At 63.4% G+C, this 25,550-nt stretch carries 22 protein-coding genes and 1 pseudogene; 17 read left to right on the top strand and 6 right to left on the bottom strand.

Annotated elements, in window-relative coordinates:
- Positions 1-16: 16 nt before the first annotated feature.
- The 4 genes from J5J83_RS15765 to J5J83_RS15750 form a co-directional block, all read right to left on the bottom strand.
- A complete protein-coding gene (locus J5J83_RS15765) occupies positions 17-1,864 on the bottom strand; it encodes a diguanylate cyclase (RefSeq protein ID WP_212350754.1) in 1,848 nt (615 codons plus the stop codon).
- A 176-nt stretch (positions 1,865-2,040) separates the two neighbouring features.
- Entirely contained in the window at positions 2,041-2,991 is a 951-nt protein-coding gene (locus J5J83_RS15760) for an AEC family transporter (RefSeq protein WP_212350752.1), read from the bottom strand.
- 79 nt (positions 2,992-3,070) lie between these two features.
- Positions 3,071-4,006, bottom strand: a complete 936-nt coding sequence (locus J5J83_RS15755) for an AEC family transporter (RefSeq protein ID WP_212350750.1) — start codon at positions 4,004-4,006, stop codon at positions 3,071-3,073.
- Between the two features lie 36 nt (positions 4,007-4,042).
- Positions 4,043-4,804, bottom strand: coding sequence for a FadR/GntR family transcriptional regulator (locus J5J83_RS15750; RefSeq protein ID WP_212350748.1), 762 nt, complete (start codon positions 4,802-4,804; stop codon positions 4,043-4,045).
- Positions 4,805-5,178: 374 nt separating this feature from the next.
- On the opposite strand from J5J83_RS15750, the gene gudD reads away from it, so the two are divergent.
- The 13 genes and pseudogenes from gudD (at position 5,179) to J5J83_RS15685 (ending at position 19,126) form a co-directional block, all read left to right on the top strand.
- Positions 5,179-6,528, top strand: coding sequence for a glucarate dehydratase (gene gudD, locus J5J83_RS15745; protein WP_212350746.1), 1,350 nt, complete (start codon positions 5,179-5,181; stop codon positions 6,526-6,528).
- Positions 6,529-6,561: 33 nt separating this feature from the next.
- Positions 6,562-7,464, top strand: a pseudogene (gene glxR / locus J5J83_RS15740) (2-hydroxy-3-oxopropionate reductase); the annotation flags it as partial.
- A gap of 62 nt (positions 7,465-7,526) precedes the next feature.
- A complete protein-coding gene (locus J5J83_RS15735) occupies positions 7,527-8,291 on the top strand; it encodes an HpcH/HpaI aldolase/citrate lyase family protein (protein WP_212350742.1) in 765 nt (254 codons plus the stop codon).
- 29 nt (positions 8,292-8,320) lie between these two features.
- Positions 8,321-9,142, top strand: coding sequence for an NAD(P)-dependent oxidoreductase (locus J5J83_RS15730; RefSeq protein ID WP_212350740.1), 822 nt, complete (start codon positions 8,321-8,323; stop codon positions 9,140-9,142).
- An 89-nt stretch (positions 9,143-9,231) separates the two neighbouring features.
- Positions 9,232-10,224, top strand: a complete 993-nt coding sequence (locus tag J5J83_RS15725; RefSeq protein WP_212350738.1) for a TRAP transporter substrate-binding protein — start codon at positions 9,232-9,234, stop codon at positions 10,222-10,224.
- Positions 10,225-10,308: 84 nt separating this feature from the next.
- Entirely contained in the window at positions 10,309-10,833 is a 525-nt protein-coding gene (locus tag J5J83_RS15720; RefSeq protein ID WP_212350736.1) for a TRAP transporter small permease, read from the top strand.
- Positions 10,833-12,116 (top strand): TRAP transporter large permease, encoded by a 1,284-nt coding sequence (locus J5J83_RS15715; RefSeq protein WP_212350734.1) that lies wholly within the window; start codon positions 10,833-10,835, stop codon positions 12,114-12,116. The genes J5J83_RS15720 and J5J83_RS15715 overlap by 1 nt, the downstream gene beginning before the upstream one ends.
- Before the next feature lie 8 nt (positions 12,117-12,124).
- The gene (locus J5J83_RS15710; RefSeq protein WP_212350732.1) at positions 12,125-13,147 is read left to right on the top strand and encodes a beta-propeller fold lactonase family protein; all 1,023 of its coding nucleotides are present in this window, start codon (positions 12,125-12,127) and stop codon (positions 13,145-13,147) included.
- 27 nt (positions 13,148-13,174) lie between these two features.
- Positions 13,175-14,758, top strand: coding sequence for a galactarate dehydratase (garD, locus tag J5J83_RS15705; RefSeq protein WP_212350730.1), 1,584 nt, complete (start codon positions 13,175-13,177; stop codon positions 14,756-14,758).
- 79 nt (positions 14,759-14,837) lie between these two features.
- Entirely contained in the window at positions 14,838-15,977 is a 1,140-nt protein-coding gene (locus J5J83_RS15700) for a glycerate kinase (RefSeq protein ID WP_212350728.1), read from the top strand.
- Between the two features lie 74 nt (positions 15,978-16,051).
- Complete coding sequence (locus tag J5J83_RS15695) at positions 16,052-17,095, top strand: hypothetical protein (RefSeq protein WP_212350726.1); 1,044 nt, start codon at positions 16,052-16,054, stop codon at positions 17,093-17,095.
- 69 nt (positions 17,096-17,164) lie between these two features.
- The gene (locus tag J5J83_RS15690) at positions 17,165-17,605 is read left to right on the top strand and encodes a tripartite tricarboxylate transporter TctB family protein (RefSeq protein WP_212350724.1); all 441 of its coding nucleotides are present in this window, start codon (positions 17,165-17,167) and stop codon (positions 17,603-17,605) included.
- A gap of 18 nt (positions 17,606-17,623) precedes the next feature.
- Positions 17,624-19,126 (top strand): tripartite tricarboxylate transporter permease, encoded by a 1,503-nt coding sequence (locus J5J83_RS15685; RefSeq protein WP_212350723.1) that lies wholly within the window; start codon positions 17,624-17,626, stop codon positions 19,124-19,126.
- A gap of 40 nt (positions 19,127-19,166) precedes the next feature.
- Here J5J83_RS15685 and J5J83_RS15680 read toward each other — a convergent pair whose 3' ends face one another.
- The gene (locus J5J83_RS15680) at positions 19,167-19,400 is read right to left on the bottom strand and encodes a DUF2798 domain-containing protein (RefSeq protein ID WP_212350721.1); all 234 of its coding nucleotides are present in this window, start codon (positions 19,398-19,400) and stop codon (positions 19,167-19,169) included.
- Between the two features lie 84 nt (positions 19,401-19,484).
- A complete protein-coding gene (locus J5J83_RS15675) occupies positions 19,485-20,993 on the bottom strand; it encodes a PLP-dependent aminotransferase family protein (protein WP_212350719.1) in 1,509 nt (502 codons plus the stop codon).
- Between the two features lie 144 nt (positions 20,994-21,137).
- Here J5J83_RS15675 and J5J83_RS15670 point away from each other — a divergent pair, with 144 nt between their 5' ends.
- From J5J83_RS15670 to J5J83_RS15655, 4 genes are all read left to right on the top strand, one after another.
- On the top strand, positions 21,138-22,247 hold the full coding sequence (locus J5J83_RS15670; RefSeq protein ID WP_212350717.1) for an ABC transporter ATP-binding protein: 1,110 nt from the start codon (positions 21,138-21,140) through the stop codon (positions 22,245-22,247).
- A gap of 35 nt (positions 22,248-22,282) precedes the next feature.
- A complete protein-coding gene (locus J5J83_RS15665; RefSeq protein WP_249115743.1) occupies positions 22,283-23,329 on the top strand; it encodes an ABC transporter substrate-binding protein in 1,047 nt (348 codons plus the stop codon).
- An 89-nt stretch (positions 23,330-23,418) separates the two neighbouring features.
- On the top strand, positions 23,419-24,690 hold the full coding sequence (locus tag J5J83_RS15660; RefSeq protein ID WP_212350715.1) for an ABC transporter permease: 1,272 nt from the start codon (positions 23,419-23,421) through the stop codon (positions 24,688-24,690).
- A gap of 10 nt (positions 24,691-24,700) precedes the next feature.
- Positions 24,701-25,525, top strand: coding sequence for an ABC transporter permease (locus tag J5J83_RS15655; protein WP_212350713.1), 825 nt, complete (start codon positions 24,701-24,703; stop codon positions 25,523-25,525).
- Positions 25,526-25,550 lie beyond the last annotated feature (25 nt).

The raw sequence follows: 25,550 nt of genomic DNA, 5'->3' as shown, positions 1-25,550 counted from the left end.
AGAGTGCAGCACGGCACTAGGTGCTCCAGGCCGAACGGCCGCTTTCCTTGGCCCGGTACATCGCCACATCGGCCTTGTGGATGAGCGCCGATGCACTGTCGCCGTCCTCCGGGAAGCGGGCAATGCCGACACAACACGATATCTCGATCATGTCGTCGCCGAGGCCGAACGGCTGCGACAACCTGTCGACCACTTTCTTTGCCGTGGCTTCGAGTGCGGCCGACTCGAAGTCGCGCGGCAGCAGCACCACGAACTCGTCGCCGCCAATGCGCGACACCGTGTCCTCTTCCCGGAACAGCGCCTCCAGCCTGCGTGCAACTTCGCACAGCAGGCGGTCACCCACCTCGTGTCCGAAATTATCATTGACCGGCTTGAAGCGATCCAGATCGACAAACAGCACGGCCACCGACGACTGCTGGCGCCGCGCATGACTGATCATGCGCTCGAGGCGGTCCATCATCAGCGCCCGGTTTGGCAGGCCCGTCAGGCTGTCGAAGTTGGCCTGATGCCAGATCTCGCCGTCCTTGCGCCGCCGCTCGGTCACATCGGCCAGCAGCACGATACGGTTGGTCAGCCGTCCGTCCATGGCACGCACGACCGAAAGCGTCGCCCGGCCGGTATAGGTCTCGCCATTCCAGCGCACGCCATCGAAATCGTCCTCCCAGCTACCCGAGCGATAACGCCCGATCAACTCGCCGAGATTTCGCGCACCCGGCGTCTTTGGCGACAGCAGGGCGGGGTTGCGGCCGGCGACTTCATCCAGCCCATATCCGGTAATGCCGGTGAAGGCCGGGTTGACGCCGATGATGCGATCATCGCTGTCGACGATCATGATGCCCTCGGCCATGTTGTCGAGCACACTCCGGTAATGTTCCTCGCGGGCACGGGATTTCTCGACCACTTTCTCATAGCGGCCGAGCGCGAGTACCAGCGCAGCGGACGCAAGTACCAGCAGACTGCTGAGCAGGGAGGTGCGCAGCAATGATTGGCGGCCAAGCGCCTGCACGGGCGCCAGGGCTTCATCGAGCCCTATGCCCATGGCCACGATCAGACCCGAAGGCAAGCGGATCCATGCGAACATGCGCGCCACGCCGTCGAGCGCGCCGGCCACGGAAAAATCCCCGTTCATCTGCTCCGGATGTTGCAGGAAGGGGCGGTCTCCAGGCACACGTTTGCCGTAATAGCCGTCGGCATACAGCGTCCTCAACAGATACGAACCGTCCGCACCGAGCACGGCGAACACGTCGCTTTGCTCCACTTCGAAGGACTTCAGCTTCGTTACCCAGGTTTCCGGCGACACTGCGAGCGCTACCACGCCCATGAACTCGCCGTCCGCCTTCCACACCCCGCGCGCGAACTGAATGCTCCACTTGTTGGACAGGCGCCCGTAGACCGGATCGCTGATCACGAGCCTGTCATTCTTCGCCGCGGCGAGCGTCCTGAAATAGTCCCGGTCACCAAGGTAGTTGCGTGGCGCCGGACCAAGAGAGGAATACTGGAGATAACCCGACGCATCGATAAGGAACAACTGGATCACCAGTTGCGGCGGCATCGCGTCGGTCACGATGCTGCCGAACATGTTCAGGGCTTCGCGACCGGCCATCGCCGCCTGACGTGCCGCATGCAAGGCAAAGTCGAAATTGTCGATCTCGGCCTGCACGGTATCCGCCGCTGCACGCACATGAACCCTTGCCTGCTGACGGATACGCCCGACCTCGTCGGCTTCCGCCGCACGCTGATTCGCGATCAGATTCAGCCACATCAGCCCGAGCACGATTGCGCAGCCGACACCCACCACGACCCGAATCAACTTCAGCGGTCGTCGGGATAGAGCGGAAACGAGAACCTGCGCGAAGCTCGACATGAAGCACAGTCTCCCGACGAGGCAAGCGAAAACATCCTGCCTTGGTCTGTAAACAGCCCGCCACGTCTAGTACTAAATACATATGTTCGAGATCTTACACCGCGGTCACTGCTGGCGCCGATTGGCGGGTATCCAAGGGCAACCTGAATTGCCCGAGTTGGGCAATCGCCCCTGCATCACATCCATCCCACGCCCTTGAGCACCATGATGCCGATGCTGGTGGTGACGATGGAGCCCAGCGTGGTGAGGGCGATGATGTTGGCCGCCAGGGCAGCATTGCCGCCCATCGCACGTACCATCACGTAGCCTGCCGCGGCTGACGGTGCCGACGCCATCAGCATCAGGGTGCCAAGCTCGATCCCGCGAAACCCGCACAGCACTGCGCCGACACTCAGCACCAGGGGCATCACCACCAGCTTGCCGGCGATGGCGAGCAGGGTGTTGCCCAATTCCTGTCGCAAGGAACGAAAATTGAGCGAGGCGCCGGTACACAGCAGGGCGACAGGCAGGGTCATGTCGGCGAAATAGCGTCCCGACTGCAGCACGATCCTGGGCAGCGATATGCCCAGCCATGACACCGGTAGCGCCAGGACAATGCCGATGATCAGGGGATTGGTGGCCACGCCACGCACCATCTGCCCCAGCCCCTGCGGTTTGTCCAGCGCGCGACTGAGCGTGATCACACCCAGCACATTGACCAGGATGGTAATCAGACCGAGGTAGAGCGATGCCGTCGCAAGACCGGCCTCGCCATAGGCATTCGCGCAGTAGGCCAGCCCGATTACGCCGAAGTTGGAGCGGAACGCCCCCTGCACGACCACGCCGCGGTCGCGCGCCGGTTCGACGACATGCTTCGCCACCTTTTCCAGCGCCAGATACAGCAGAAAGGTCGCCAGCAAGCCAAAGCCGATCATGTCGAAGGGGGCCGAGTCCACACCCTGCGTCTTGCTGATGCTGAGAAAGAGCAGGGCGGGCAAACCGACCGTAAAGACGAGCTTCGACCCCCCTTCAATGAAGCCGTCGGTGATCAGGCCGGTGCGCCGCAGGACGACACCCAGCGCGAGAATGACGAAGATCGGCCCGGTCACGACGAAGGAAAAATCAACAACCTCGAGAAACCCGGACATCGACCCGCCTCATGATTGCGTCAATTCGGATCCGGCATGGGCCCTGGCCCCCCGACACCCGACCTGCCGATCCCGAGCCTCAGGCACGAAGCATCAGCAAGAGAATGGATAGACTCAGCACCGAAAACACGGTGGATAGAAACACCGCTGATGCCACCGTCGCCTGACAGGCCGCGTAGCGTTGCGCAAACAGATAGGGCGTGATTCCGGCCGGCAGCGCGGCCAGCGTCACCCCGGTCATCGCCCACAGCGGCGGCACATCGAACACCTGCGTGGCCAGCAACCACACCAGCGCAGGATGCACGATGGTCTTCAGCCCGACAAGAACCAGGGGTTCCCGAAGGTTGGCACCCAGGCGATAGCGGGTCAGCGAAGCGCCAAGCGCAAACAGGGCGCAGGGTGTCGCCGCACCGCCCATGCCCTTGGCCACCGCATCGAGTGGCCCGGGTATGTCGACGCCGAGCAAGGCCATCGCCAGGCCACCGCTCAAGCCCCAGATGATCGGCGTCGACAGGATACTTTTCGACAGGCTCAGCAGCAGCGCGACAATCGACTGTCTGTCACCCTGCCCGGCTTCGATCACCGCCGTTGTCGGAGGCAGCATCAACAGGCTGTGACACGCGATCATCACGAACAGCGGCAGCGCGGCATCGGCGCCAAAAGCCGTCACCACCAGCGGAATGCCGAGCATGCCGGTATTGGAGAACGATGCCCCGAGCCCGAGCACGCCCTGTTCATCCAGACGCCGACCAAAGACACGGCGAGCTGTCAGCATGGCCATGCCGAACACCCCGAATGCGCCAAGATAATACGACAGCAGGTACCCCCAGGGCAGGGCGTCGGGCAGCTTCGTCTGCGCAATGGCCCGAAACAGCAGCAACGGCAGTGCGAAATTGAATACGAAAAGCGACAGTCCCCGATTGGCCGCATCGTCAAACACACGGAAGCGCGCTGCGCCGTAGCCAAGACCGAGCGTACCGAAAACTGGCAGGATGATGCCGACGATGACGTCCACTGAATATCAAGTCCAAAAAGCCGTGCGTCCTGACGCTCAGGCCGACTCGCCGCGTTCGGCTTCCTCCTGCACCCGCAACAGTCGCTCGCGGCTGTTGGACAGGTGCGTTCTCATCGCCGCCCGCGCCGCCTCCGGGTCCTGCCGGCGGATCGCATTGTAGATGTCTTCGTGCTCACGATTGACCCGGTACAGGTATTGCTGAAAATCGTCGCCGGCCAACTGGGCGGTGTTCACCCGGGCGCGCGGAATGATGGCCTCGCCGAGGTATCGCATGAAATCGGAAAAATGCGGATTGCAGGTCGCATCCGCAATCGCCATGTGAAACGAGATATCCGCGCCCACGCAGGCGCGCTGGTCACCGACCGCGGCCCGAAAGCCGTCCAGCGCCGCGTCGATCGCACCAAGTTGCGCCTCGGTGCGGCGCAATGCCGCCAGCGAAGCGGCCTCGGTCTCGACACTGATGCGCAACTCGAGAATCGCAATGACATCGCGCACCGTCATCAGGGTGCCGGGATCGATGCTCAGACTGCCCGTCGACTTCGGCGAGCGGGCCAGCACGAAGGAGCCCACGCCGTGGCGCGTCTCCACCAGCCCGCCCGCCTGCAGGCGTGAAATCGCCTCGCGCACCACGGTGCGGCTGACGCCTTGTTCGCGGACGATTTCGGATTCGGTCGGCAGCCGGTCACCCGGTCGCAAGGTGCCGGACTGTATGCGACGGGTCAGTTCGGCGACGAGTTCGTGCGCAAGACCCCGCGCTCTGCGCCGTGGGGGCTCTCCGGTCGATGTTGAGGTATGCATGTTCATATCTTGTTCCAATGCGCGTTGGCAACGCAGGCCGAGCATAGCATGCCAAAACCCGCCCTTACTTTGTATGTTGTCTGATCACATAGTATAGGAAACAGATCCGGTTTTTCCTCCCCGCAAGCAACACATAACCCACCCTCTTCTTCACGGACACCACTTTCCGACGCCGCCCCAAACTCCACCCATCACCATTCTGCAGCGCCGCACTCACCATTTCTCCAGCAAACAGGCCAATAGCGGCGGCGCGACAGGGCCACGCTGCAGCGCAATAAGAAAAACTTCTTCACGAATCACATTTTTCTTGATTTTGGTGGCACCTATTCATAAGATGTCTGACATCTACACAGTTTTCAAGGCGCACGATTCCCATGAACAAGGCAGGCCCGGCTTCCTCCACTCCGACCATCAGCGCAATGCGGGTCGTGCCCGTTGCCGGTCGCGACAGCATGCTGCTCAACCTCAGCGGCGCTCATGGCCCGTTCTTTACCCGCAATATCGTCATCCTCAAGGACAGTGCTGGCAATACCGGTGTCGGTGAAGTTCCCGGCGGCGAGAAGATCCGCCAGACCCTGGAAGACGCCCGCCCGCTGATCGTCGGACAAGCCCTGGGCAACTGGAATGCCGTGCTCAACGCCATGCGCCGCCAGTTCGCCGACCGCGACGCAGGGGGCCGCGGGTTGCAGACTTTCGATCTGCGCACGACGATTCACGCAGTGACCGCGGTCGAAGCCGCGATGCTGGACCTGCTCGGCCAGTTTCTGGGCGTGCCGGTCGCCGCCCTGCTCGGCAACGGCCAGCAGCGTACCGAGGTCGAGATGCTGGGCTACCTGTTCTTCATCGCCGACCGCAAGCTGACCGATCTGCCCTATCGCGACGAGTCGATGGTCGACAACGACTGGTTCCGCGTCCGCAACGAGGCCGCGATGACGCCGGATGCCGTGGTGCGACTGGCCGAGGCCGCCTATGCGCGATACGGCTTCAATGACTTCAAGCTCAAGGGCGGCGTGCTCCGCGGCGAGGAGGAGGTCGAGGCCATTCACGCCCTGCATGCGCGCTTCCCCGACGCCCGCATCACGCTTGACCCCAACGGCGGCTGGCTGCTCGACGACGCCATCCGCCTGTGCCGTGACCTGCACGGCGTGCTGGCCTACGCCGAAGATCCCTGCGGCGCCGAGAACGGCTTCTCCGGGCGCGAAGTGATGGCCGAATTCCGCCGCGCCACCGGCTTGCCCACCGCCACCAACATGGTCGCTACCGACTGGCGTCAGATGGGCCACTCGCTGCAATTGCAATCGGTCGACATCCCGCTAGCGGACCCCCATTTCTGGACCATGGCCGGATCGGTGCGGGTGGCACAGTTGTGTGACGAGTGGGGCCTGACCTGGGGCTCGCATTCCAACAACCACTTCGACATCTCGCTGGCGATGTTTACCCATGTCGCTGCTGCCGCGCCCGGCCGCATCACCGCCATCGACACCCACTGGATCTGGCAGGAGGGCGATTCGCGCCTGACACGTGATCCGCTGCAGATCGTCGACGGCAAGATTGCCGTGCCCACACATGGCGGGCTTGGTGTCGAACTCGACCTCGATCAACTCGAAAAGGCCCACCAGTGCTATCTCGGCATGGGCCTGGGCGCTCGCGACGACGCCGTCGCGATGCAGTACCTCATTCCCGGCTGGCGCTTCGACAACAAGCGTCCGTGCATGGTGCGCTAAGTCGTCACCGGCAACAGCCACTCCAAACCCCTTTCTGACGGAGCACACGACATGAAACTCGGATTCATCGGACTCGGCATCATGGGCACCCCGATGGCCGGCCACCTGCTGGCCGCCGGTCACGAACTGGCGGCCTTCAGCCGCAGCGGCGTCCCGGCGGCACTGACGGACAAGGGGACACAGGCATGCGCCAGTGCCCGCGAAGTGGCGCAGCAGGCCGACATCATCTTCATCATGGTGCCCGATACGCCGCATGTGGCCGCAGTCCTGTTTGATGAGGACGGCGTTGCCGCCGGACTCGACGCGGGCAAGACGGTGGTCGACATGAGCTCGATCTCGCCCATCGCGACCAAGGATTTTGCAGCGCGCATCAACGCGCTCGGCTGTGAATACCTCGACGCCCCGGTCTCCGGCGGTGAAGTCGGCGCCAAAGCCGCCAGCCTGACCATCATGGTCGGTGCGTCCGCAGCCGGTTTCGAGCGGGTCAAGCCCCTGTTCGAGCTGATGGGCAAGAACATCACGCTGGTGGGGGGCAACGGTGACGGCCAGACCTGCAAGGTCGCCAACCAGATCATCGTCGCCCTCAACATCGAAGCCGTCGGCGAAGCGCTGCTGTTCGCCGCCAAGGCCGGCGCCGACCCGGCCAAGGTACGCCAGGCGCTGATGGGCGGATTCGCCGCCTCGCGCATTCTCGAGGTCCACGGCGAACGCATGATCAAGCGCACCTTCGACCCCGGCTTCCGTATCGAACTGCACCAGAAGGATCTCAATCTGGCGCTCGAAGGTGCCCGCGCCCTGGGGCTGAGCCTGCCGCATACCGCCAGCGCACAGCAGCTGATGAGCAGCTGCGTCGCCAACGGGGGCGCCGGCTGGGACCACTCCGCCCTGGTGCGCGCACTCGAAATTGCCGGCAACCACCAGGTCGCCGGCAACTGAACCCCCGACCGCCGGGCGCGCCCGGCAATGACGCCAAAACACCCAACACGGCGAGGATGACCATGGATCTACCGACCAATCGTTTCAAGCACGCCATACAGTCCGGTCAGAAGCAGATCGGCCTGTGGTCGCACCTGTGCAGCAACATCAGTACCGAAATCCTCGCCCGCTGCGGATTTGACTGGCTGCTGCTCGACATGGAGCACTCCCCCAACGAGGTCGAGACCATCCTGTCGCAGCTGCAGGCCATGACGGGCGGCACCGCCACCCCGATCATCCGCCCGCCCTGGAATGACATGGTGACGATGAAGCGCCTGCTCGACATCGGCGTGCAGACCGTATTGATTCCCTACGTGCAGACCGCCGAGGAAGCGCGTGATGCGGTGGCCTTCACGCGCTATCCGCCGTATGGCGTACGCGGCTATGCGGGCGCGCCCCGTGCCGCCGGATACGGGCGTATCAAGGACTACGGCAAGCGTTGCAGCGAAGAAATCTGCGTGCTCGTGCAGGTGGAAACGGTGCAGGGCCTGCACAACCTCGAAGCGATCGCCAATGTTGACGGCATCGATGGTGTCTTCATCGGCCCCGGCGATCTCGCCGCCGCCCTGGGCCACCTCGGCAATCCCAAGCACCCCGATGTGCTCGCCGCCATCGAGGACGCGATCATCCGCATCAAGGCCTGCGGCAAGCCGGCAGGCATCCTGACCGGCGACGAAACACTGGCCCGGCGCTACGTCGAACTCGGCTGCCTCTTCGTTGCCGTCGGTGCCGACCAGAACCTGCTGCGCGCCAGTGCCGATGCGCTCGCGGCCCGGTTCAAGGTCTGAGCCCTTCTCTCAACAACCGGATCAAGATCATGCTTTCGAAACCCGCATCAACCATCCGCTTCAAGCGTCTCCTGCTCACCGGCGCCGCGGGCAACCTCGGCCGCGAACTGCGCGCCCGTCTGCCCGCGTACTGCGATGTCCTGCGCGTGAGCCATCGGTCAGATCTCGGCGCGCCCAATGCCGGCGAAGAAGTCATGACCGCTGCGCTGGAAGACAAGGACGCCATGCTCGCCCTGCTCGAGGGCGTCGATGCCGTTGTCCACATGGGCGGCGTGTCGACCGAGCAGCCCTGGGAGCCGATCCTCGCCGGCAACATCATCGGTGCCTACAACCTGTACGAAGCCGCTCGCAAGCAGGGCGTCAAGCGCATCATCTTCGCCAGCTCCAACCACGTCACCGGTTTCTACCGCCAGGACGAAGTCATCGACGCCCGCGACCCTGTACGGCCCGATGGCTTCTACGGTCTGTCCAAGGCCTTCGGCGAGAATCTCGCCCAGCTGTATTTCGACCGCTGGGGCATCGAAACCGTCAGCCTGCGCATCGGCTCCTCGTTTCCCGAGCCGGCCGATCGCCGCATGCTCGCCACATGGATGAGCTTCGACGACCTGGAACGGCTGGTTGTGGCCAGCCTGACGGCCCCCATCGTCGGCCACAGCATCATCTACGGCATGTCGGACAATGCCACCACCTGGTGGGACAACAAGTACGCCAGACACATCGGCTACCGCCCGCGGGACAGTTCGGACCGCTTCCGCGAAGCGGTCGAGGCGCGTCAGCAGCACATCGACCTCGACGATCCGGTTGCGCGCTACCAGGGCGGCGGCTTCGTGACCAAGGGCCCATTCGATTGAAACAGCGTTTTCGCAGCACCCGCCGGACCCGATGTGCAGATGCACCCAGGCCGACATCCTCACCACCAGAAGCAGGAAGGAGACTGACAATGAAAACACGCAGAACATTTCTCGCCATCGGCGCACTCGTGGCCAGCCTGGGCTTTTCCGCGCTCATTCCGACCACCGCCCATGCCGAGATGGTGATGAAGGCGGCCGACGTACATCCGCCCGGCTACCCCACCGTGGTCGCGGTCGAGAACATGGGCAAGAAGATCGAAGCGGCCACCAATGGCCGCATCAAGTTCCAGATGTTCCCCGGCGGTGTGCTCGGTGGCGAGAAGGAGATGATCGAGCAGACCCAGGTCGGCGCCATCCAGATCCTGCGCACCTCGCTGGGTCCGGTCGGCACCGTGGTGCCCGAGGTCAATGTCTTCAACATGCCCTTCATGTTCCGCAACGAAGCGCACCTGAATGCGGTACTGGACGGTCCCATCGGCCAGGAAATGCTGGACAAGATCTCCAACTCGTCGGCGCGCATGGTGGCACTGGCGTTCACCGTCGCCGGCAGCCGCAGCCTCTATACCAAGAAGCCGGTGCGCACGCCCGAAGACCTCAAGGGCCTGAAGATCCGCATGATGGGCAATCCGCTGTTCATCGACACCATGAACGCCATGGGCGGCAACGGCATCTCGATGGGCTATGGCGAGGTCTTCACCGCGCTCCAGACCGGCGTCATCGACGGCGCCGAGAACAACGAACCCAGCCTCTTTACCTCGAACCACTACACCACCGGCACCAAGTACTACACCCAGACCAAACACCTGATGATTCCGGAAATCATCGTCATGTCCAAGGTCACCTGGAACAAGCTGTCGCCCGAAGACCAGGCCCTGTTCAAGAAGTACGGTCGCGAAGCGCAGATGGAAGAACGCAAGCTGTGGAACGACAGCGTGGCCGACAGCACGCAGAAGCTGAAGGCCGCAGGGGTGGAGTTCATCGATGTCGACACCAAGCCCTTCTATGACGCCACGGCGCCGGTTCGCGCGAAATACGGCGCCGACTATGCCGACCTGATCCGTCGCATCGAAGCGACCAAGTAAGCCAGGTTCTCGGACCTGGTCGGCCGTATCAGGGGCGGTATGCCTGCGGGCACGCCGCCCCCGACTTCCGGAGTGTTCATCGCCATGCACCACCCATACATCAGATTCATGGACCGGCTCTACGTCCTGTGCATCTGGATCGCCGGCTTCTCCATCCTGTTCATGTCACTGATCATTCCGTGGGGGGTATTCGCACGCTATGTGATGGGCACCGGATCACATTGGCCGGAGCCGGTGTCCATTCTGTTCATGGTGATCTTCACCTTCGTCGGCGCCGCCGCCAGTTATCGTGCCGGCGGCCATATTGCGGTATCCATGTTGACGGACACCCTGTCGCCCGAATTGCAACGCGTCTGCGCCAAGCTGGTTGACCTGCTGATGCTGGCGATCTGCCTCTTCGTTGCCGGCTACGGCATTTTGCTGTCGTATGAAACCATGGGCCAGACCGTCGCCGAGCTGCCATGGATGCCGGTGGGCATCACCTATCTTCCCTTACCGCTGGGGAGTGCCTTCACCCTGTTGTTCGTCATCGAGCGAATCGTCTTCGGCAGCCAGCAGGATCGCGACATCGTCCGCTACGAAGAACACGCCGCCGAAGGAGATGCATGATGGACATGCTCGTTCTGCTGGGCAGCCTCGCACTGTTCATCGCCATCGGCGTACCGGTGGCCTATTCGCTGGGGCTGGCGGCCCTGGTCGGCGCGCTGTGGATCGACCTGCCGCTGGACGCAGTGATGATCCAGCTCGCAGCCGGCGTCAATAAATTCTCGCTGCTGGCGATCCCCTTCTTCGTGCTCGCCGGCGCCATCATGGCCGAAGGCGGCATGTCGCACCGGCTGGTGGCTTTTGCTGGCGTGCTCGTGGGCTTCATCCGCGGTGGCCTGTCGCTGGTGAACATCCTGGCCTCGACCTTCTTCGGTGCCATCTCCGGCTCGTCGGTGGCCGATACCGCCTCGGTCGGCAGCGTGCTGATCCCGGAAATGGAGCGCAAGGGCTATCCACGCGAGTTCGCCACCGCAGTCACCGTCAGCGGCTCGGTGCAGGCCATCCTGGTGCCGCCGAGCCACAATGCGGTGATCTATTCGCTGGCGGCCGGCGGCACCGTATCGATCGCCAGCCTGTTCATGGCCGGCGTCGTACCCGGACTCTTGCTGGGCCTGACGCTGGCGGTGATGTGCCTGTTCATCGCCCGCCGCGAGAATTACCCCAAGGGCGACGTCATTCCGCTGCGCAAGGCGCTGAAAATCTGTGCCGACGCACTGTGGGGCCTGATGACCATGGTCATCATTCTCGGCGGCATCCTGACGGGCGTGTTCACCGCCACCGAGTCGGCCTCGATTGCCGTGGTGTACGCCTTCGTCATCACCATGTTCGTGTATCGCGACTACAAGTGGCGCGACCTGCCCAAGCTGATGCATCGTACGGTGAAGACCGTCACCATCGTCATGATCCTGATCGGTTTCGCAGCCACCTTCGGCTATCTGATGACGCTGATGCAGATCCCGCTCAAGGTCACCGCCTTCTTCACCTCGATCTCGGACAACCGCTACGTCATCCTGATGATGATCAACGTCATGCTGCTGGTGCTGGGCACGCTGATGGACATGGCACCACTGATCCTCATCCTGACCCCCATCCTGCTGCCGGTGATCACGGCGCTCGGCATCGATCCGGTACATTTCGGCATGATCATGATGGTGAACCTCGGTATCGGCCTCATCACGCCACCGGTGGGCACCGTGCTGTTCGTCGGCAGCGCGGTCGGCAAATTACCGATCACCACCGTGACCCGCGCCATGAAACCCTTCTTCATCGCGCTCTTCCTGGTGCTGCTGATGGTGACCTACATCCCTGCGCTGTCGCTGTGGCTGCCACATACCCTCGGACTGTGAGCACGACGATGAGACAGATGGTCTACGTGTCCAATGCCGACAGCGGCGAGATCTCGGTGCTGTCCCTGGCGCCGGACGGACAAATCACCGTCGTGCACACGCTGGTGCTGGGCGGCACGATCATGCCGCTGGCGGTCAGTCCGTGCCGGCACTTTCTTTATGCGGCCCGGCGCAGCGAACCCCTGGCGCTGGTCAGCATGCGGATCGATCCGGCCAGCGGACGCCTGCTCCGCCTCGGCGAAGCCGCGCTCGCGGGCAGCATGGCCTACATTTCAACCGACCGCAGCGGGCGCTATCTGCTGGCCGCATCCTACCCTGATGACATCATCACCGTCAGTCCGATCGACCATGACGGCGTCGTCGGCATTACCCAGCAAACCTTACCCACGGGGCGCCACGCACACGCCATACAGGCAACGGCGACCAACACCCACGTCATTGCCACCAGCCTTGGCGCCAATCAGGTCATGCAGCTTCGTTTCAATCCCGAGTGCGGCAGGCTGTCGAGCAACACCCCGGCGACACTTGCGATTCGCCCCGGTGCGGGGCCGCGCCACTTCCGTTTTCACCCCGTTGCATCCCGCGTGTATCTGCTCAACGAGCTCGATGCGACGATCGACACCCTGGCTTTCGATCCCGCTCACGGCACGCTTGAAGTGCTTGGCACGACGCCGTCGCTGCCGCCCGACTTCGACGGCGAACCGTGGGCGGCCGATCTCCAGATCACGCCGGACGGACGCTTTCTTTACACCTGCGAGCGCCGCTCGAGCACGCTGGCCCGCTTCGCCATCGACCCGGACGATGGTCATCTCGACCTCATCGCGCATGTGCCGACCGAGACCCAGCCACGCAGCATAGCCATCGACGCCGACGGGCGCTGGCTGCTCGCCGCCGGACAGCGCTCCGACCACCTCAGCCGCTATGCGATCGATCCGCACACGGGCGCACTCCAGCACTGCCAGCGCATCGCCGTGGGGAAAAACCCGAACTGGATCGAAATCATGACGCTGCCGACCGGCCACGCCGAGTAGGCCCACAGCAGATTCCGGAGCCCTCCAATGTCGCAAGCCCAACCCCCCCTCTACATCCGCATGCACGATGCCGACAACGTCGCCATCGTCGCCAACGATGGTGGATTGCCTGCCTCCACCGCCTTTCCGGGCGGGCTGACCTTGCTCGAACACGTGCCCCAGGGCCACAAGGTGGCGCTCATCGACATCGCGGCGGGCAGCGCGGTACGGCGCTACAACGTCGTCATCGGCCATGCCTTGCAGGACATTCCTGCCGGCAGCTGGGTACACGAGCGCCTGCTCGCACTCCCCTCGGCGCGCGGCCTCGAAGGCCTGCCCATCTCAACCCGCACACCGGCACCGTTCGCCCCGCTGGAGGGCTACACCTTCGAGGGCTACCGCAACGCAGACGGCTCGGTCGGCACCCGCAACATCCTCGCCATCACCACCACCGTGCAATGTGTCGCCGGTGTGGTCGAATTCGCCGTCAAGCGCATCAAGGCCGAACTGCTGCCCAGATTTCCCAATGTGGACGACGTCGTCGGGCTCGAACATACCTACGGCTGCGGCGTCGCGATCGATGCGCCGGATGCGATCATTCCGATCCGCACGCTGCGCAATATCAGCCTCAACCCGAACTTCGGCGGCGAGGTGATGGTTGTCAGCCTGGGCTGCGAGAAGCTGCAGCCGCAACGCCTGCTGCCGCCCGGCAGCATCCCGATTGTCGACGAACGCAATATTGCCGATATCGGCGCCAACGCCGAGTCCGCCCTCGATGTGGTCTGCCTGCAGGACGACAGGCACGTCGGCTTCATGTCGATGATCGATTCGATCATGCACACGGCCGAGGCGCACCTGGAGCGGCTCAACGCCCGCCGCCGCGAAACCTGCCCCGCCGCAGATCTCGTCGTCGGCGTACAGTGCGGCGGCAGCGATGCGTTCTCCGGCGTCACCGCCAATCCCGCCGTCGGCTTCGCCACCGACCTGCTGGTACGTGCCGGCGCCAGCGTGATGTTCTCCGAAGTCACCGAAGTGCGCGACGGCATCGACCAGCTCACCTCGCGCGCGGCCACACCGGAAGTCGCCAACGCCATGATCCGCGAAATGGCCTGGTATGACGCCTACCTCGACAAGGGCCGCGTCGACCGCAGCGCCAACACCACGCCGGGTAACAAGCAGGGCGGGCTGTCCAACATCGTCGAAAAGGCGATGGGCTCCATCATCAAGTCCGGCACCGCCCCCATCAGCGGCGTGCTGTCGCCGGGCGAAAAGCTGCGCCAGAAGGGCCTGATCTACGCCGCCACCCCGGCCAGCGACTTCATCTGCGGCACCCTGCAACTGGCCGCCGGCATGAACCTGCACGTCTTCACCACCGGGCGCGGCACGCCCTACGGCCTGGCCGAATGCCCGGTGATCAAGGTCGCCACCCGCAGCGACCTGGCGCGACGCTGGCACGACCTGATGGATATCGACGCCGGGCGCATCGCCACCGGTGCGGCCACCATCGAAGACGTCGGCATGGAGCTGTTCCAGTTCATGCTCGACGTCGCCAGCGGCCGCAAGAAGACCTGGGCCGAGCAATGGAAGCTCGCCAACGCCCTGGTGCTGTTCAACCCGGCGCCGGTGACCTGATCGCACCGGCACGTGGTCCTCTCCAACATCGCAGGCAAGCGCATCGCACACGCATCAGGAACCCGGACGGATTGAACGCATGAAGATCGTCATCGCCCCCGACTCGTACAAGGAAAGCCTCTCCGCACTCGAGGTCGCGAAAGCCATCGAAGCAGGCTTTCGCACGGTATTCCCGGATGCCGAGTATGTGAGTCTGCCCGTCGCCGATGGTGGCGAAGGCACGGTTGACGCCATGGTGGCCGCCACTGCCGGCAGGCGTTGCGAGTGCGAGGTCAATGGCCCCCTGGGCAAGCCGGTCCGGGCGTTCTACGGCCTGACCGGCGACGGTGCCACCGCCGTCATCGAAATGGCCGCGGCAAGCGGCCTTGCGCTGCTCGCTCCCCCCGACCGCAACCCCTTGCTGACCGGCTCGCATGGCACCGGCGAACTGATTCGGGCAGCCCTCGATGCCGGTGCCCGGCATCTCATCCTCGGCATCGGCGGCAGCGCCACCAATGACGGCGGCGCCGGCATGCTGCAGGTGCTGGGCGTACGCCTGCTCGACGCCAGCGGCACCGAACTGCCACCCGGTGGCGGCGCACTGGCCAGACTCGACCGCATCGATGCCAGCGGCCTCGACGCACGACTCGCCGCCTGCCGCATCGAGGTCGCCTGCGATGTCGACAACCCGCTGACCGGACCCCGCGGCGCGTCCGCAGTCTTCGGTCCGCAAAAGGGCGCCACACCCGACATGGTCGCGCAACTCGACGCCAATCTCACGCGTTTCGCCGACATCATCCGGCGCGACGTCGGCGTGGCGGTCGCGGACGTACCTGGCGCCGGCGCAGCCGGCGGCATGGGCGCAGCCATGCTCGCTTTCTTCGGTGCCGAGCTGAGGCCCGGTATCGACATCGTGACCACGGCGGTGGGCCTCGAGCGCCACCTTGCCGACGCCGACCTGGTGATCACCGGCGAGGGGCGGATCGACAGCCAGACCATCCATGGCAAGACCCCGATCGGGGTAGCACGTGTCGCCAAGCGTCACGGCAAGCCGGTGATCGGCATCGCCGGCGGACTCAGCGCGGATGTCGGCATCGTGCACGTACACGGTATCGATGCCGTGTTCAGCGTCGTGTACCGGCCGTGCACACTGGAGGAAGCGATGGCCGAAGCTGCAGTAAACGTCGAGCGCACCGCGCGCAATGTCGCCGCCGTATTTCGCATCGGCCACCTTGGCTGAATGCGATTGACTGCCCACACCCGTTCCACCCGGGTACGGGCATACCGATGGACCATCAAGAAAGGACCCTCACAATGAACCGACTCGTCCTCAAGTTCGTCGCCTCAACCCTTGCTGCATCGAGCCTCCTTGCGACCCCGGCTGCTGCCGAGCAGAAAGCCCTCGCCGACAATCTCCGCATCGTGATCGGGTCCACCTCGACCGGCGGCGACACTTACCAAGTCTCGGCCATCGTGGCCGAAGCCCTGTCGAAGAAACTCGGCATCAACGCCAAGGTCGACCCGGTCGGCCCCACTGCAGCCCTGCAGGCGATCTCGAAGAGCGCCGACGGCAGCACCGTCATGCTGTTTCACGACCAATCCTACGTCGGCAACCTCTACGGCGTGCGCGGTTTCCCTGACATCTTCAAGGAATACAAGATTGGGCCAACGGTGGCCATCAACCCAGGCGATGCCTTCCTCGTGCCAGCCAAGTCACCCTACAAGAACATGGAAGACGTCATTCAGGCCGCTGGCCACGACAAGCGCATTCGCGTCGCCATCCAGCCCGGCGGCGTATCGGCGCTCGGCTACACCGCACTCAAGAACGCAGTCGAAGTGCGCTTCCCCGGCAAGGAAGGTAACGTCGTCCCGGTCAACACCGGCTCGCAGGCCGACAAGAACCAGTTGCTGTTCGATGGCAATGCCGATCTGATCAACGGGTCGGTACAGGCCAACGAGCAATATACCCGCCTGCCCGCCGACGACCAGAAGGCCATGCGCTTCGTCTGGATCACCGCCCGCCAGCAGACCCTGCAGCAGGCCGACCCGGAAGGCCTCGGCCAGACCTCGCGCGAGCAGTTGCTGAACTACGCCACGCCGGCCGTCTCGGTGACACTCGACGGCAAGAAGAACTTTGCCTTCGACAAGGAATTCTTCTTCATCTACAACGCCGACATCAAGCCCGAGGCCGTCGCCGCGATCGACAAGGCCCTCGCCGACATCTACGCCGAAGGCGCCATTCAGGGCACGCTGAAGAAATCCTTCTTCATCCCCAATTTCATGCCCGCCAAAGACGCCCAGACCTACCTGAAGGACAAGGCCGACGAAACCAGGAAACTGATCGACAAGATCAAGTAAGCGCAGACGGTGCCGGTTGATTCAGGCCGGCACCGTCCGCCCACGAGCGGCCAGGAGGCGGAAGAGACAATGGACACACTCGCAGAACTGTTGAAGGTTCAAATCGACTTCGAGCAGTCACACCTGCTGTTCCCGAGCATCGTCGAATGGGTGCTCGGCGGACTGATGCTGGCAATCATCGTGGTGCATGGCCCCGAACTGCTCGCCCAATGGCGCAATGGTGCCTTGCGTAGTTGCCTGGCGAAATGGCAGGTCGACAAGAAGCGCCTGTTCGGCTGCCTGGCGCTGACACTGGCCTACTTCATTGCCATGGAACCCGTTGGCACCCTCTACCCCAACAGCGGCATCGGCTTCCTGCTGACGTCCATCGTCTACGGTTTCGCGCTGTCCAGGTTATTCGTGCATGACATCAACCGCCGCAAGTGGATGCTCATCGCCTTGAGTTCGGTGCTCACGCCGCTCTTCGTCTGGGTCGTGTTTGCCCACCTGTTCAGAATCACCTTGCCCTGAGGCGCCGGAGACATCGCGATGGAAGCACTCTTCTCACTCGACCTGAGCTATTACCTGCTGGTGAGCTTGGGCGTCCTGATCGGCATCATCTTCGGCGCCATTCCGGGCATGACCGCCACCATGGCGGTGGCCGTCTGTCTGCCCATGACCTACGCCCTCGACCTCAATCACGGCCTCGCACTCCTGCTCGGCCTGTACGTGGGCGGCATTTCCGGCGGCCTGGTTCCGGCCATCCTGATCAACATTCCGGGCACACCATCGTCCATCACGACGACCTTCGATGGTTATCCGATGACGCTGAAGGGCGAGCCGGAAAAAGCCCTCAAGATCGGCATCGTTTCATCCCTGGTGGGCGGCCTGTTCAGTGCCGCCGTGCTGTACTACTTCGCGCCGACACTGGCCGACTGGGCGATCAAGTTCTCCTACGTCGAGAAGTTTCTCATCATCCTGTTTGCACTGACCGTGATCGCTTCGCTGTGCACCCGCCTTCTCGTCGGCATCTTTTCCGGCGTGCTCGGCGTCTGGGTCAGCCTGTTCGGCGTCTACGACATGGCCAAGGGCGGCAACGGCGAGTTGAGAATCGTCCCCGAAGTCCTCTCCGTGTTTCTCGAAAACGGCTTCTCGTTGCTGCCGGTCCTGATCGGACTCTTCGGCCTGACAGTCATCTTCGGCGAGGCTGAAAAGGGTGTGCATGACGAAGCCACGACGAGCGTCAAGCTCAGCAAGGACAAGCGATTCTCGTGGAGCGTATTCAAGGGGCAAACCATCAACCTGCTGCGCTCATCCACGATCGGCACCTTTATCGGCCTGCTGCCCGGCGTCGGCGGCAGTGCAGCCTCAGTACTGGCCTATTCACAGGCGAAGAACTTCTCCGACGATCCGTCCAAATTCGGCACCGGCCACCCCGATGGCGTCATCGCCTCGGAATCGTCCAACAACGGCCTGACCGGTGGCGCGCTGATTCCGCTGCTATCGCTGGGTATTCCCGGCGACAGCACCACCGCGGTGCTGATCGGCGCGTTCACGCTGCAAGGCATCCAGGTCGGCCCCCTGTTCATCGCAGAACACACCGACGTCTGGAACACGATGATGCTGGGTCTGGTGGTCGCCAACCTGATCATGTTCGCCATCATGTACTACGCCATCCGCCACATCTCCAAAGTGATCATGATCCCGAAATACCTGCTCTATCCCGGCATCATGATGATGTGCGTGGTCGGCGCCTATGCAATCAACAGCGGAATCATGTTTGATGTATGGACCCTGTTCCTGTTCGGCCTCATTGGCTGGATCGGGGTGAAACTGGGGCTGGAGATCGCACCCTTCATCATCGGTTTCATCCTCGGCCCCTCTGCCGAAGTCTATTTCGTGAAGAGCCTGGAATCCTTCGGCACGCTCGCCATCTTTTTCACCAAGAGCCCGATCGCCCTGTTCCTGTGGGGGCTCATTGCCTTGTCCGTAGGATATTCGGTGTACAGCACGATGAAGGCAAAACGCGCATCCGCGAAAGACACCGTCTGACAGGGCGCAACACACAGCTTCGCCTCGCCACTGCCCCTGCTCAAGCGTCGCCGTAGAGCGCTGCCAGAATGCGCTTCGTTGTCTTCTGCGCAACAGGGATGGCGAGGTAGGCCGCAGCCGATGCCAGCGGCCATGCCACGATGAAGGCATGCAGCCACCTGACGATGAAATCGGATGGCAGCCCGAGGTTGAGCCAGGTGATGACGCCCGTCATCAGGAAGGCCATGATGCCGGCCATGATGACCGGTTGCAGATGCTGCGGCTTGAGTCTCATCTGGAGCGGAAAACCGTGCGTTGTGGACTGCACTGCGGCGGGTGCCGCAGTGCGGCACATTGTCGCAGAAGTTCGGACCGTCGTTCAGGCTGTCATCGGCCCCTGCAGCTTGCCGGCGCGACGCTCGAGTTCGCTCTCGATCAGCCGCACCAGCTTGAGCGCCGGCGCATCGATCTGTTCCACCGGGATCGCCGCGAAGCCGAGGTTCATGCCCAGCATCCGGTTCTCGGGCGCGATCGAGTACAGCGACAGCGCGCGCACGACCACGCCGTCACGCAGCGCATTCGATGCGAGCTGCACATCGTCGACCGCAAAATTGAAGCGCACGGGCAGGTGCAGGCCGGCCAGGCCGCCCAGCGAGGTGATCGAGCCGCCCAGCCGTGCCTCGAGCAGATCGCGCAGGCGATCACGACGCTCCTCGTAGATGCCGCGCATGCGACGGATGTGCGCGGTGAAATGTCCGGCCTCGATGAACTCCGCGAGTGCAGCCTGCTCGTGCATGCGCCCCTCGCGGTAGAGTTCGGCGTTGCCCACGGTAAAGGGCTCGATCAGGTCTTCCGGTACTACCAGGTAGGCCAGGCGCAGCCCGGGATACATGACCTTGCTGAAGGTGCCGACGTAGATCACGCGCTGCGCGGTCGACAGGCCGAACAGCGAGGCCACCGGATGCGAGTGGTAGCGCACCTCGTTGTCGTAGTCGTCCTCGATCACCCAGGTGCGGTTGCGTTCGGCATATTCGAGCAGGCGCAGGCGGCGCTCGAGCGACAGCACCGCACCGGTCGGGTACTGGCTCGATGGCGATACGAAGATCATCCGCGGCGGCTTGATCCAGTCGTCCTCGCGCGGGTTGAGGCCGCTGTCATCGACCGGTACCGGATGAATGCGCAGGTCCGCGGCCGACAGGACGTTTCTCGCCCCCCAGTATCCGGGATCCTCCATCCACACGGTATCGCCCACGTCCGCCAACATTCGCGCGCACAAGTCGAGGGCCTGATGCGATCCATTGAGGATCAGGATCTGCCGTGGCGAGCACGACATCATCCGCGTCACCTTGAGGTAATCGGCAAGCACCATCTTCAGCGGCCCGTACCCGCCGTAGCCGTATTGCGCCAGATGACGCTGCTCGCGCCGCATCTGCTTGGCCAGCAAGCGACGCCAGGTGGGGAAGGGGAAATGCCCCACATCCGGCAGGCCGGGCATGAATGCACCCGACTGCACCCGACTGCTCAAGGCCTTGCCGGCGATGGCATTACCGCGCCGCGACATGCCCTCCTGACGCGTCCCCACCAGTCGGCGCGGCGGCTCGGGCGATGCAATCTGGCTCACCGCATCGGACACGAAAGTGCCCGATCCGACCCGGCTCTCGAGATAGCCCTCGACCAGCAACTGGTCATACGCGCGCACCACGGTATTGCGTCCAAGACCCAGTTCCTCGGCCAATACGCGGGTGGGCGGCACCGCCGTTCCAGCGTCGAGGCTACGCGCCAGAATGGCCTCGCGGATGCTCAGATACAGGCGTGCGCGACTGCTCGCCACCGCCGCCTGTTTGCCATAGGCCTGAACGATCACTTCACAACTGAGCCTGTTATCCATTGCACCGCACCAAAAATTGGACCCATCAATATAGATTGAATTGGTTCATCCATGATCCGATTTTATCGCCTAGGATAGACCTAACACGAATTCGATCCATCCAGCGGTTTCAATCCGGGCCGCTTTCCAACACTAGAGGACGGGATGACGAACCAAACTGCTTCCGCCGCGCCCCACGTCAGCTTCCGCAACGTGCAGAAGTCCTATGACGGTGAAACGCTGATTGTTCGCGATCTGAATCTCGACATCCGCCGCGGCGAATTCCTGACGCTGCTCGGTCCCTCCGGATCCGGCAAGACCACCTGCCTGATGATGCTGGCCGGTTTCGAAACCCCGACCAGCGGCGAGATCCGCCTCGAGGGCGAAATCATCAACAACCAGCCGCCGCACAAGCGCAACATCGGCATGGTGTTCCAGAACTATGCGCTGTTTCCGCACATGAGCGTGCTGGACAATCTGCGCTTTCCGCTCAAGGTGCGCAAGCTGCCGGCGGCCGAAGTGGACGCCAAGGCCAGACGGGCGCTCGACATGGTGCAGCTGGGCAGCTTCGGCAGCCGATACCCGCAGCAGCTGTCCGGCGGTCAGCAGCAGCGCATCGCGCTAGCCCGCGCACTGGTGTTCGAGCCGCAGCTGGTGCTGATGGACGAGCCGCTGGGCGCGCTGGACAAGAACCTGCGCGAGCAGATGCAGCTCGAGATCAAGCACATCCAGCAAACCCTCGGGGTCACCGTGGTGTTCGTCACCCACGACCAGAGCGAAGCGTTGACGATGTCGGACCGCATTGCGGTATTCGACAAGGGCATCATCCAGCAGATCGACTCTGCCGAACGCCTCTACGAAGAACCGGCCAACGCCTTCGTGGCCAACTTCATCGGCGAAAACAACGCCCTCGTCGGCAGGGTCGAGCGCATCGAAGGCGAGCACTGCGACGTCCGCCTCGACTGTGGCACCCTGATCCGCGCCCGCACCGGCAGCGTCGCCGCCGGCGACCGCACGCTGGTATCGGTGCGCCCGGAGCGCGTCGTACTCGACGACTCGGCCAAGGGCTGTGCCAATTTCCTCGATGCCGTGGTGAAGGAATTCATCTACCTCGGCGACCAGGTCCGGATTCGCGTCGATCTGTGCGGCAACCACGATTTCACCATCAAGACCCCGATCTCCCATCTCGATCATTCGCTCAGGAGCGGAGATCAGATTCGCATCGGCATGGACGCGGCGCACATGCGTGCGCTCGAGCCCCTGCCTGCCGCCTGAAACACACCACACCCACTGCAAAACAAGGAGTCAGCATGAAAATGAAGCTCAGCAGGACCCTGATCCAGAGCGCAGTTGCCGCCGCCGCACTGACGCTTGCCGGTACCGCGCTCGCCGACGTCACCGTGATCTCTTTCGGTGGTGCCAATCAGAAGGCGCAGGACAAGGCTTTCTACGGCCCCTTCGCGGCATCGAAGGGTGGCAGCGTGACCCCAGGCGAATACAACGGCGAGCAGGCCAAGATCAAGGCCATGGTCGAAGCCGGCAACGTCACCTGGGACGTGGTCGAGGTCGAATCGCCCGAACTGCTGCGCGGTTGTGAAGAGGGTCTGTACGAGAAGCTCGACTACAGCAAGATCGGCGCAAAGTCCGAATTCCTGCCGAAGACGGTGTCGGATTGCGGTGTCGGTATCTTCGTGTGGTCCACCGCACTGGCCTACAACGCCGACAAGCTCAAGACCGCGCCGACCTCCTGGGCCGACTTCTGGGACGTGAAGAAATTCCCCGGCAAGCGCGGTCTGCGCAAGGGCGCCAAGTACACCCTCGAATTCGCGCTGCTGGCCGACGGCGTCAAACCCGCCGACGTATACAAGGTGCTGGGTACCAAGGAGGGCGTGGAACGTGCCTTCAAGAAACTCGACCAGATCAAGGGCGACATCCAGTGGTGGGAAGCAGGCGCGCAACCGCCGCAGCTGCTGGCCTCGGGCGACGTGGTCATGAGCTCGGTCTACAACGGCCGCATCGCTGCTGCGCAGAAGGAAGGCAAGAACCTCAAGATCGTCTGGAACGGCAGTATCTACGACGTCGATTCGTGGGCCATCCCCAAGGGTTCGCCCAAGCGTGACGAAGCCTACCGCTTCATCAAGTTCGCCAGCCAGCCTGAAAACCAGCGCGTCTTCTCCGCCGAGATTCCCTACGGCCCGACCAACGCCAAGGCGGTCAGCGGCATGGATCCCAAGATCGCCGCCGAGCTGCCGACCGCACCGGAGAACCTGAAGGGCGCCTTCGCCACCGACACGGAATTCTGGGTCGAACACGGCGAAGACCTCGAGCAACGCTTCAACGCCTGGGCTGCGCGCTAAGCGCCCAGTGTCAGCGCCGCACCGGCTCCCCTCCCTGGCCGGTGCGGAACTGCCACCTCCGCAAGCCCATGAATCGACCGGAATCTGCCATGACTGCTGCCTCCAACACTGCTGATGCGCTGGCGCCCCCCGCCGCATCCGTGCCGTCGCTGAAGAAGCGCCTGCGCCGTGCCGAGATGCGCAAGAAGCTCCTGTACGGCGCGCTGATCCTGCCGCTCGCCGTCTTTCTGCTGGTGGCCTTCGTATGGCCGATCGCCTCCTTGCTGACGCGCAGCATCGACAACCCGGAAGTCCATGACAACCTGCCACACACGTTGCGCGAACTGAAGGCCTGGGACGGCGAGGGCATGCCGCCCGCAGCGGTCTTCACCGCATTCGCCGCCGAACTCGAATCGGCAAAGGGCAGCCCGGCCATCGCCGAAATTGCCAAGCGCCTGAACCGCGAGGAAACCGGCTATCGCAGCCTGATCATGAAGACGGCGCGCAAGCTGCCGCTGCCCGCCGACACCGACGTCCCGTCGGCACTGACCGAAATCGATGCACGCTGGGGCGAGGCCGAGACCTGGCGTGCGATTCGCCGTTCGGGCGGGGCGACCACGCCGTTCTACCTGCTCGCCGCGATCGATCGCAGCATCGACACACACGGCAACATCGTCACCGCGCCGCCGGAAGAGGCGGTCTATGTGAACGTGCTGATGCGCACGTTCTGGATGAGCCTGATCGTGACCGGGCTGTGCCTCGTACTCGGCTTCCCGGTTGCCTACCTGATGGCGAAGCTGGCAACCAAACAAAGCAATATGCTGATGTTCTTCGTCCTGCTGCCGTTCTGGACCTCGGTGCTGGTGCGCGTCGCCGCCTGGATCATCCTGCTGCAGAACGAAGGCCTGATCAACAAGGTCCTGATGGCGATCGGCCTCACCGATGGTCCGCTGCAACTGCTGTTCAATCGCGTCGGCGTCTATGTGGCGATGGTGCACATCCTGCTGCCCTTCATGGTGCTGCCGCTGTACTCGGTGATGAAGGGCATCTCCCCGGTGTATGTCCGCGCCGCGGTATCGCTCGGCTGCCCGCCGTTCAAGAGCTTCTGGAAGGTGTATTTCCCGCAGACCCTGCCCGGCATCGGCGCCGGCGCACTGCTCGTGTTCATCATGTGCATGGGCTACTACATCACGCCCGCGCTGCTGGGCAGCCCGCAAGAGCAGATGGTGAGCTACTTCATCGCCTTCTACACCAACCAGACCATCAACTGGGGCATGGCCGCCGCACTGTCCGCCGTGCTGCTCGGTGCCACGCTGGTGCTGTACATGGTCTATGCCCGCTACCTTGGCCCCACCCGGGTCAAGCTGGTCAAGCCGCGCTGAGGAGAAACAGATGCTGCAACCCTATGCATCCCCGCTGGAACGCGCCTGGCATTACGGCCTGCGTGGCCTGGTCGGCATCGTGCTGGTGTTCCTGATCCTGCCGATCCTGGTCATCGTGCCGTTGTCGTTCAACGCCGACACCTTCCTGATGTATCCGATGGCCGGCTTCTCGATGCGCTGGTACGAGGAGATCTTCACCTCCGGCCAGTGGCAGCTGGCGATGATGAACAGCCTGATCGTATCGCCGCTGTCGACCCTGCTCGCCATGGTCCTCGGCACCCTGGCAGCAATCGGCCTGGTGCGCACCGACTTTCCCGGCAAGGCGCTGCTCACCGCGGTGCTGATCTCGCCAATGGTGGTACCGGTGGTGATCGTCGGCGTGGCGGTGTATATCTTCTTCGCGCCGCTCGGCCTCACCGGCAGCTACACCGGCCTGGTCATCGCCCATGCCGTGCTCGGCGTGCCCTTTGTCGTGACCACGGTGACGGCGACACTGCAGGGCTTCGACTTCAACCTGGTGCGGGCGGCATCCAGTCTCGGCGCCAACCCGGTGGTCGCCTTCTTCAAGGTCACCTTGCCGCTGGTCGCCCCGGGCATCATCTCCGGTGGCCTGTTCGCCTTTGCCACCTCGTTCGACGAAGTGGTGGTGACGCTGTTCCTCGCCAGCCCCGAGCAGACCACGCTGCCACGGCAGATGTTCTCCGGCATCCGCGAAAACATCAGCCCCGCCATCGCGGCGGTCGCCACCATCCTGATCCTGTTGTCCACCCTGATGCTGGTCACCCTTGAAGGGCTGCGCCGCCGCAATGAACGCATCCGCGGCAAGCGTGCCTGACCTTTTTCCATCCCCAACGGAATTG

It is taken from the genome of Azoarcus sp. L1K30 (genome assembly GCF_018122735.1).
In the GTDB taxonomy this organism is placed as follows: Bacteria; Pseudomonadota; Gammaproteobacteria; order Burkholderiales; family Rhodocyclaceae; genus Parazoarcus.
Note: the sequence above shows the minus strand (reverse complement) of the source record. Positions and strands in the feature narration are given on the sequence as shown.

What these genes read in the sequence shown, in the direction of transcription:
- J5J83_RS15730 (WP_212350740.1), top strand. Translation starts at nt 8,321, where the DNA reads ATGCTTTCGAAACCCGCATCAACCATCCGCTTCAAGCGTCTCCTGCTC.
- J5J83_RS15690 (WP_212350724.1), top strand. Translation starts at nt 17,165, where the DNA reads ATGGACACACTCGCAGAACTGTTGAAGGTTCAAATCGACTTCGAGCAG.
- J5J83_RS15680 (WP_212350721.1), bottom strand. Translation starts at nt 19,400, where the DNA reads ATGAGACTCAAGCCGCAGCATCTGCAACCGGTCATCATGGCCGGCATC.
- J5J83_RS15720 (WP_212350736.1), top strand. Translation starts at nt 10,309, where the DNA reads ATGCACCACCCATACATCAGATTCATGGACCGGCTCTACGTCCTGTGC.
- gudD (WP_212350746.1), top strand. Translation starts at nt 5,179, where the DNA reads ATGAACAAGGCAGGCCCGGCTTCCTCCACTCCGACCATCAGCGCAATG.
- J5J83_RS15750 (WP_212350748.1), bottom strand. Translation starts at nt 4,804, where the DNA reads ATGCATACCTCAACATCGACCGGAGAGCCCCCACGGCGCAGAGCGCGG.
- J5J83_RS15695 (WP_212350726.1), top strand. Translation starts at nt 16,052, where the DNA reads ATGAACCGACTCGTCCTCAAGTTCGTCGCCTCAACCCTTGCTGCATCG.
- J5J83_RS15670 (WP_212350717.1), top strand. Translation starts at nt 21,138, where the DNA reads ATGACGAACCAAACTGCTTCCGCCGCGCCCCACGTCAGCTTCCGCAAC.
- J5J83_RS15675 (WP_212350719.1), bottom strand. Translation starts at nt 20,993, where the DNA reads ATGGATAACAGGCTCAGTTGTGAAGTGATCGTTCAGGCCTATGGCAAA.
- J5J83_RS15710 (WP_212350732.1), top strand. Translation starts at nt 12,125, where the DNA reads ATGAGACAGATGGTCTACGTGTCCAATGCCGACAGCGGCGAGATCTCG.
- J5J83_RS15660 (WP_212350715.1), top strand. Translation starts at nt 23,419, where the DNA reads ATGACTGCTGCCTCCAACACTGCTGATGCGCTGGCGCCCCCCGCCGCA.
- J5J83_RS15725 (WP_212350738.1), top strand. Translation starts at nt 9,232, where the DNA reads ATGAAAACACGCAGAACATTTCTCGCCATCGGCGCACTCGTGGCCAGC.
- J5J83_RS15765 (WP_212350754.1), bottom strand. Translation starts at nt 1,864, where the DNA reads ATGTCGAGCTTCGCGCAGGTTCTCGTTTCCGCTCTATCCCGACGACCG.
- J5J83_RS15655 (WP_212350713.1), top strand. Translation starts at nt 24,701, where the DNA reads ATGCTGCAACCCTATGCATCCCCGCTGGAACGCGCCTGGCATTACGGC.
- J5J83_RS15665 (WP_249115743.1), top strand. Translation starts at nt 22,283, where the DNA reads ATGAAAATGAAGCTCAGCAGGACCCTGATCCAGAGCGCAGTTGCCGCC.
- J5J83_RS15760 (WP_212350752.1), bottom strand. Translation starts at nt 2,991, where the DNA reads ATGTCCGGGTTTCTCGAGGTTGTTGATTTTTCCTTCGTCGTGACCGGG.
- J5J83_RS15685 (WP_212350723.1), top strand. Translation starts at nt 17,624, where the DNA reads ATGGAAGCACTCTTCTCACTCGACCTGAGCTATTACCTGCTGGTGAGC.
- J5J83_RS15735 (WP_212350742.1), top strand. Translation starts at nt 7,527, where the DNA reads ATGGATCTACCGACCAATCGTTTCAAGCACGCCATACAGTCCGGTCAG.
- J5J83_RS15715 (WP_212350734.1), top strand. Translation starts at nt 10,833, where the DNA reads ATGGACATGCTCGTTCTGCTGGGCAGCCTCGCACTGTTCATCGCCATC.
- garD (WP_212350730.1), top strand. Translation starts at nt 13,175, where the DNA reads ATGTCGCAAGCCCAACCCCCCCTCTACATCCGCATGCACGATGCCGAC.
- J5J83_RS15700 (WP_212350728.1), top strand. Translation starts at nt 14,838, where the DNA reads ATGAAGATCGTCATCGCCCCCGACTCGTACAAGGAAAGCCTCTCCGCA.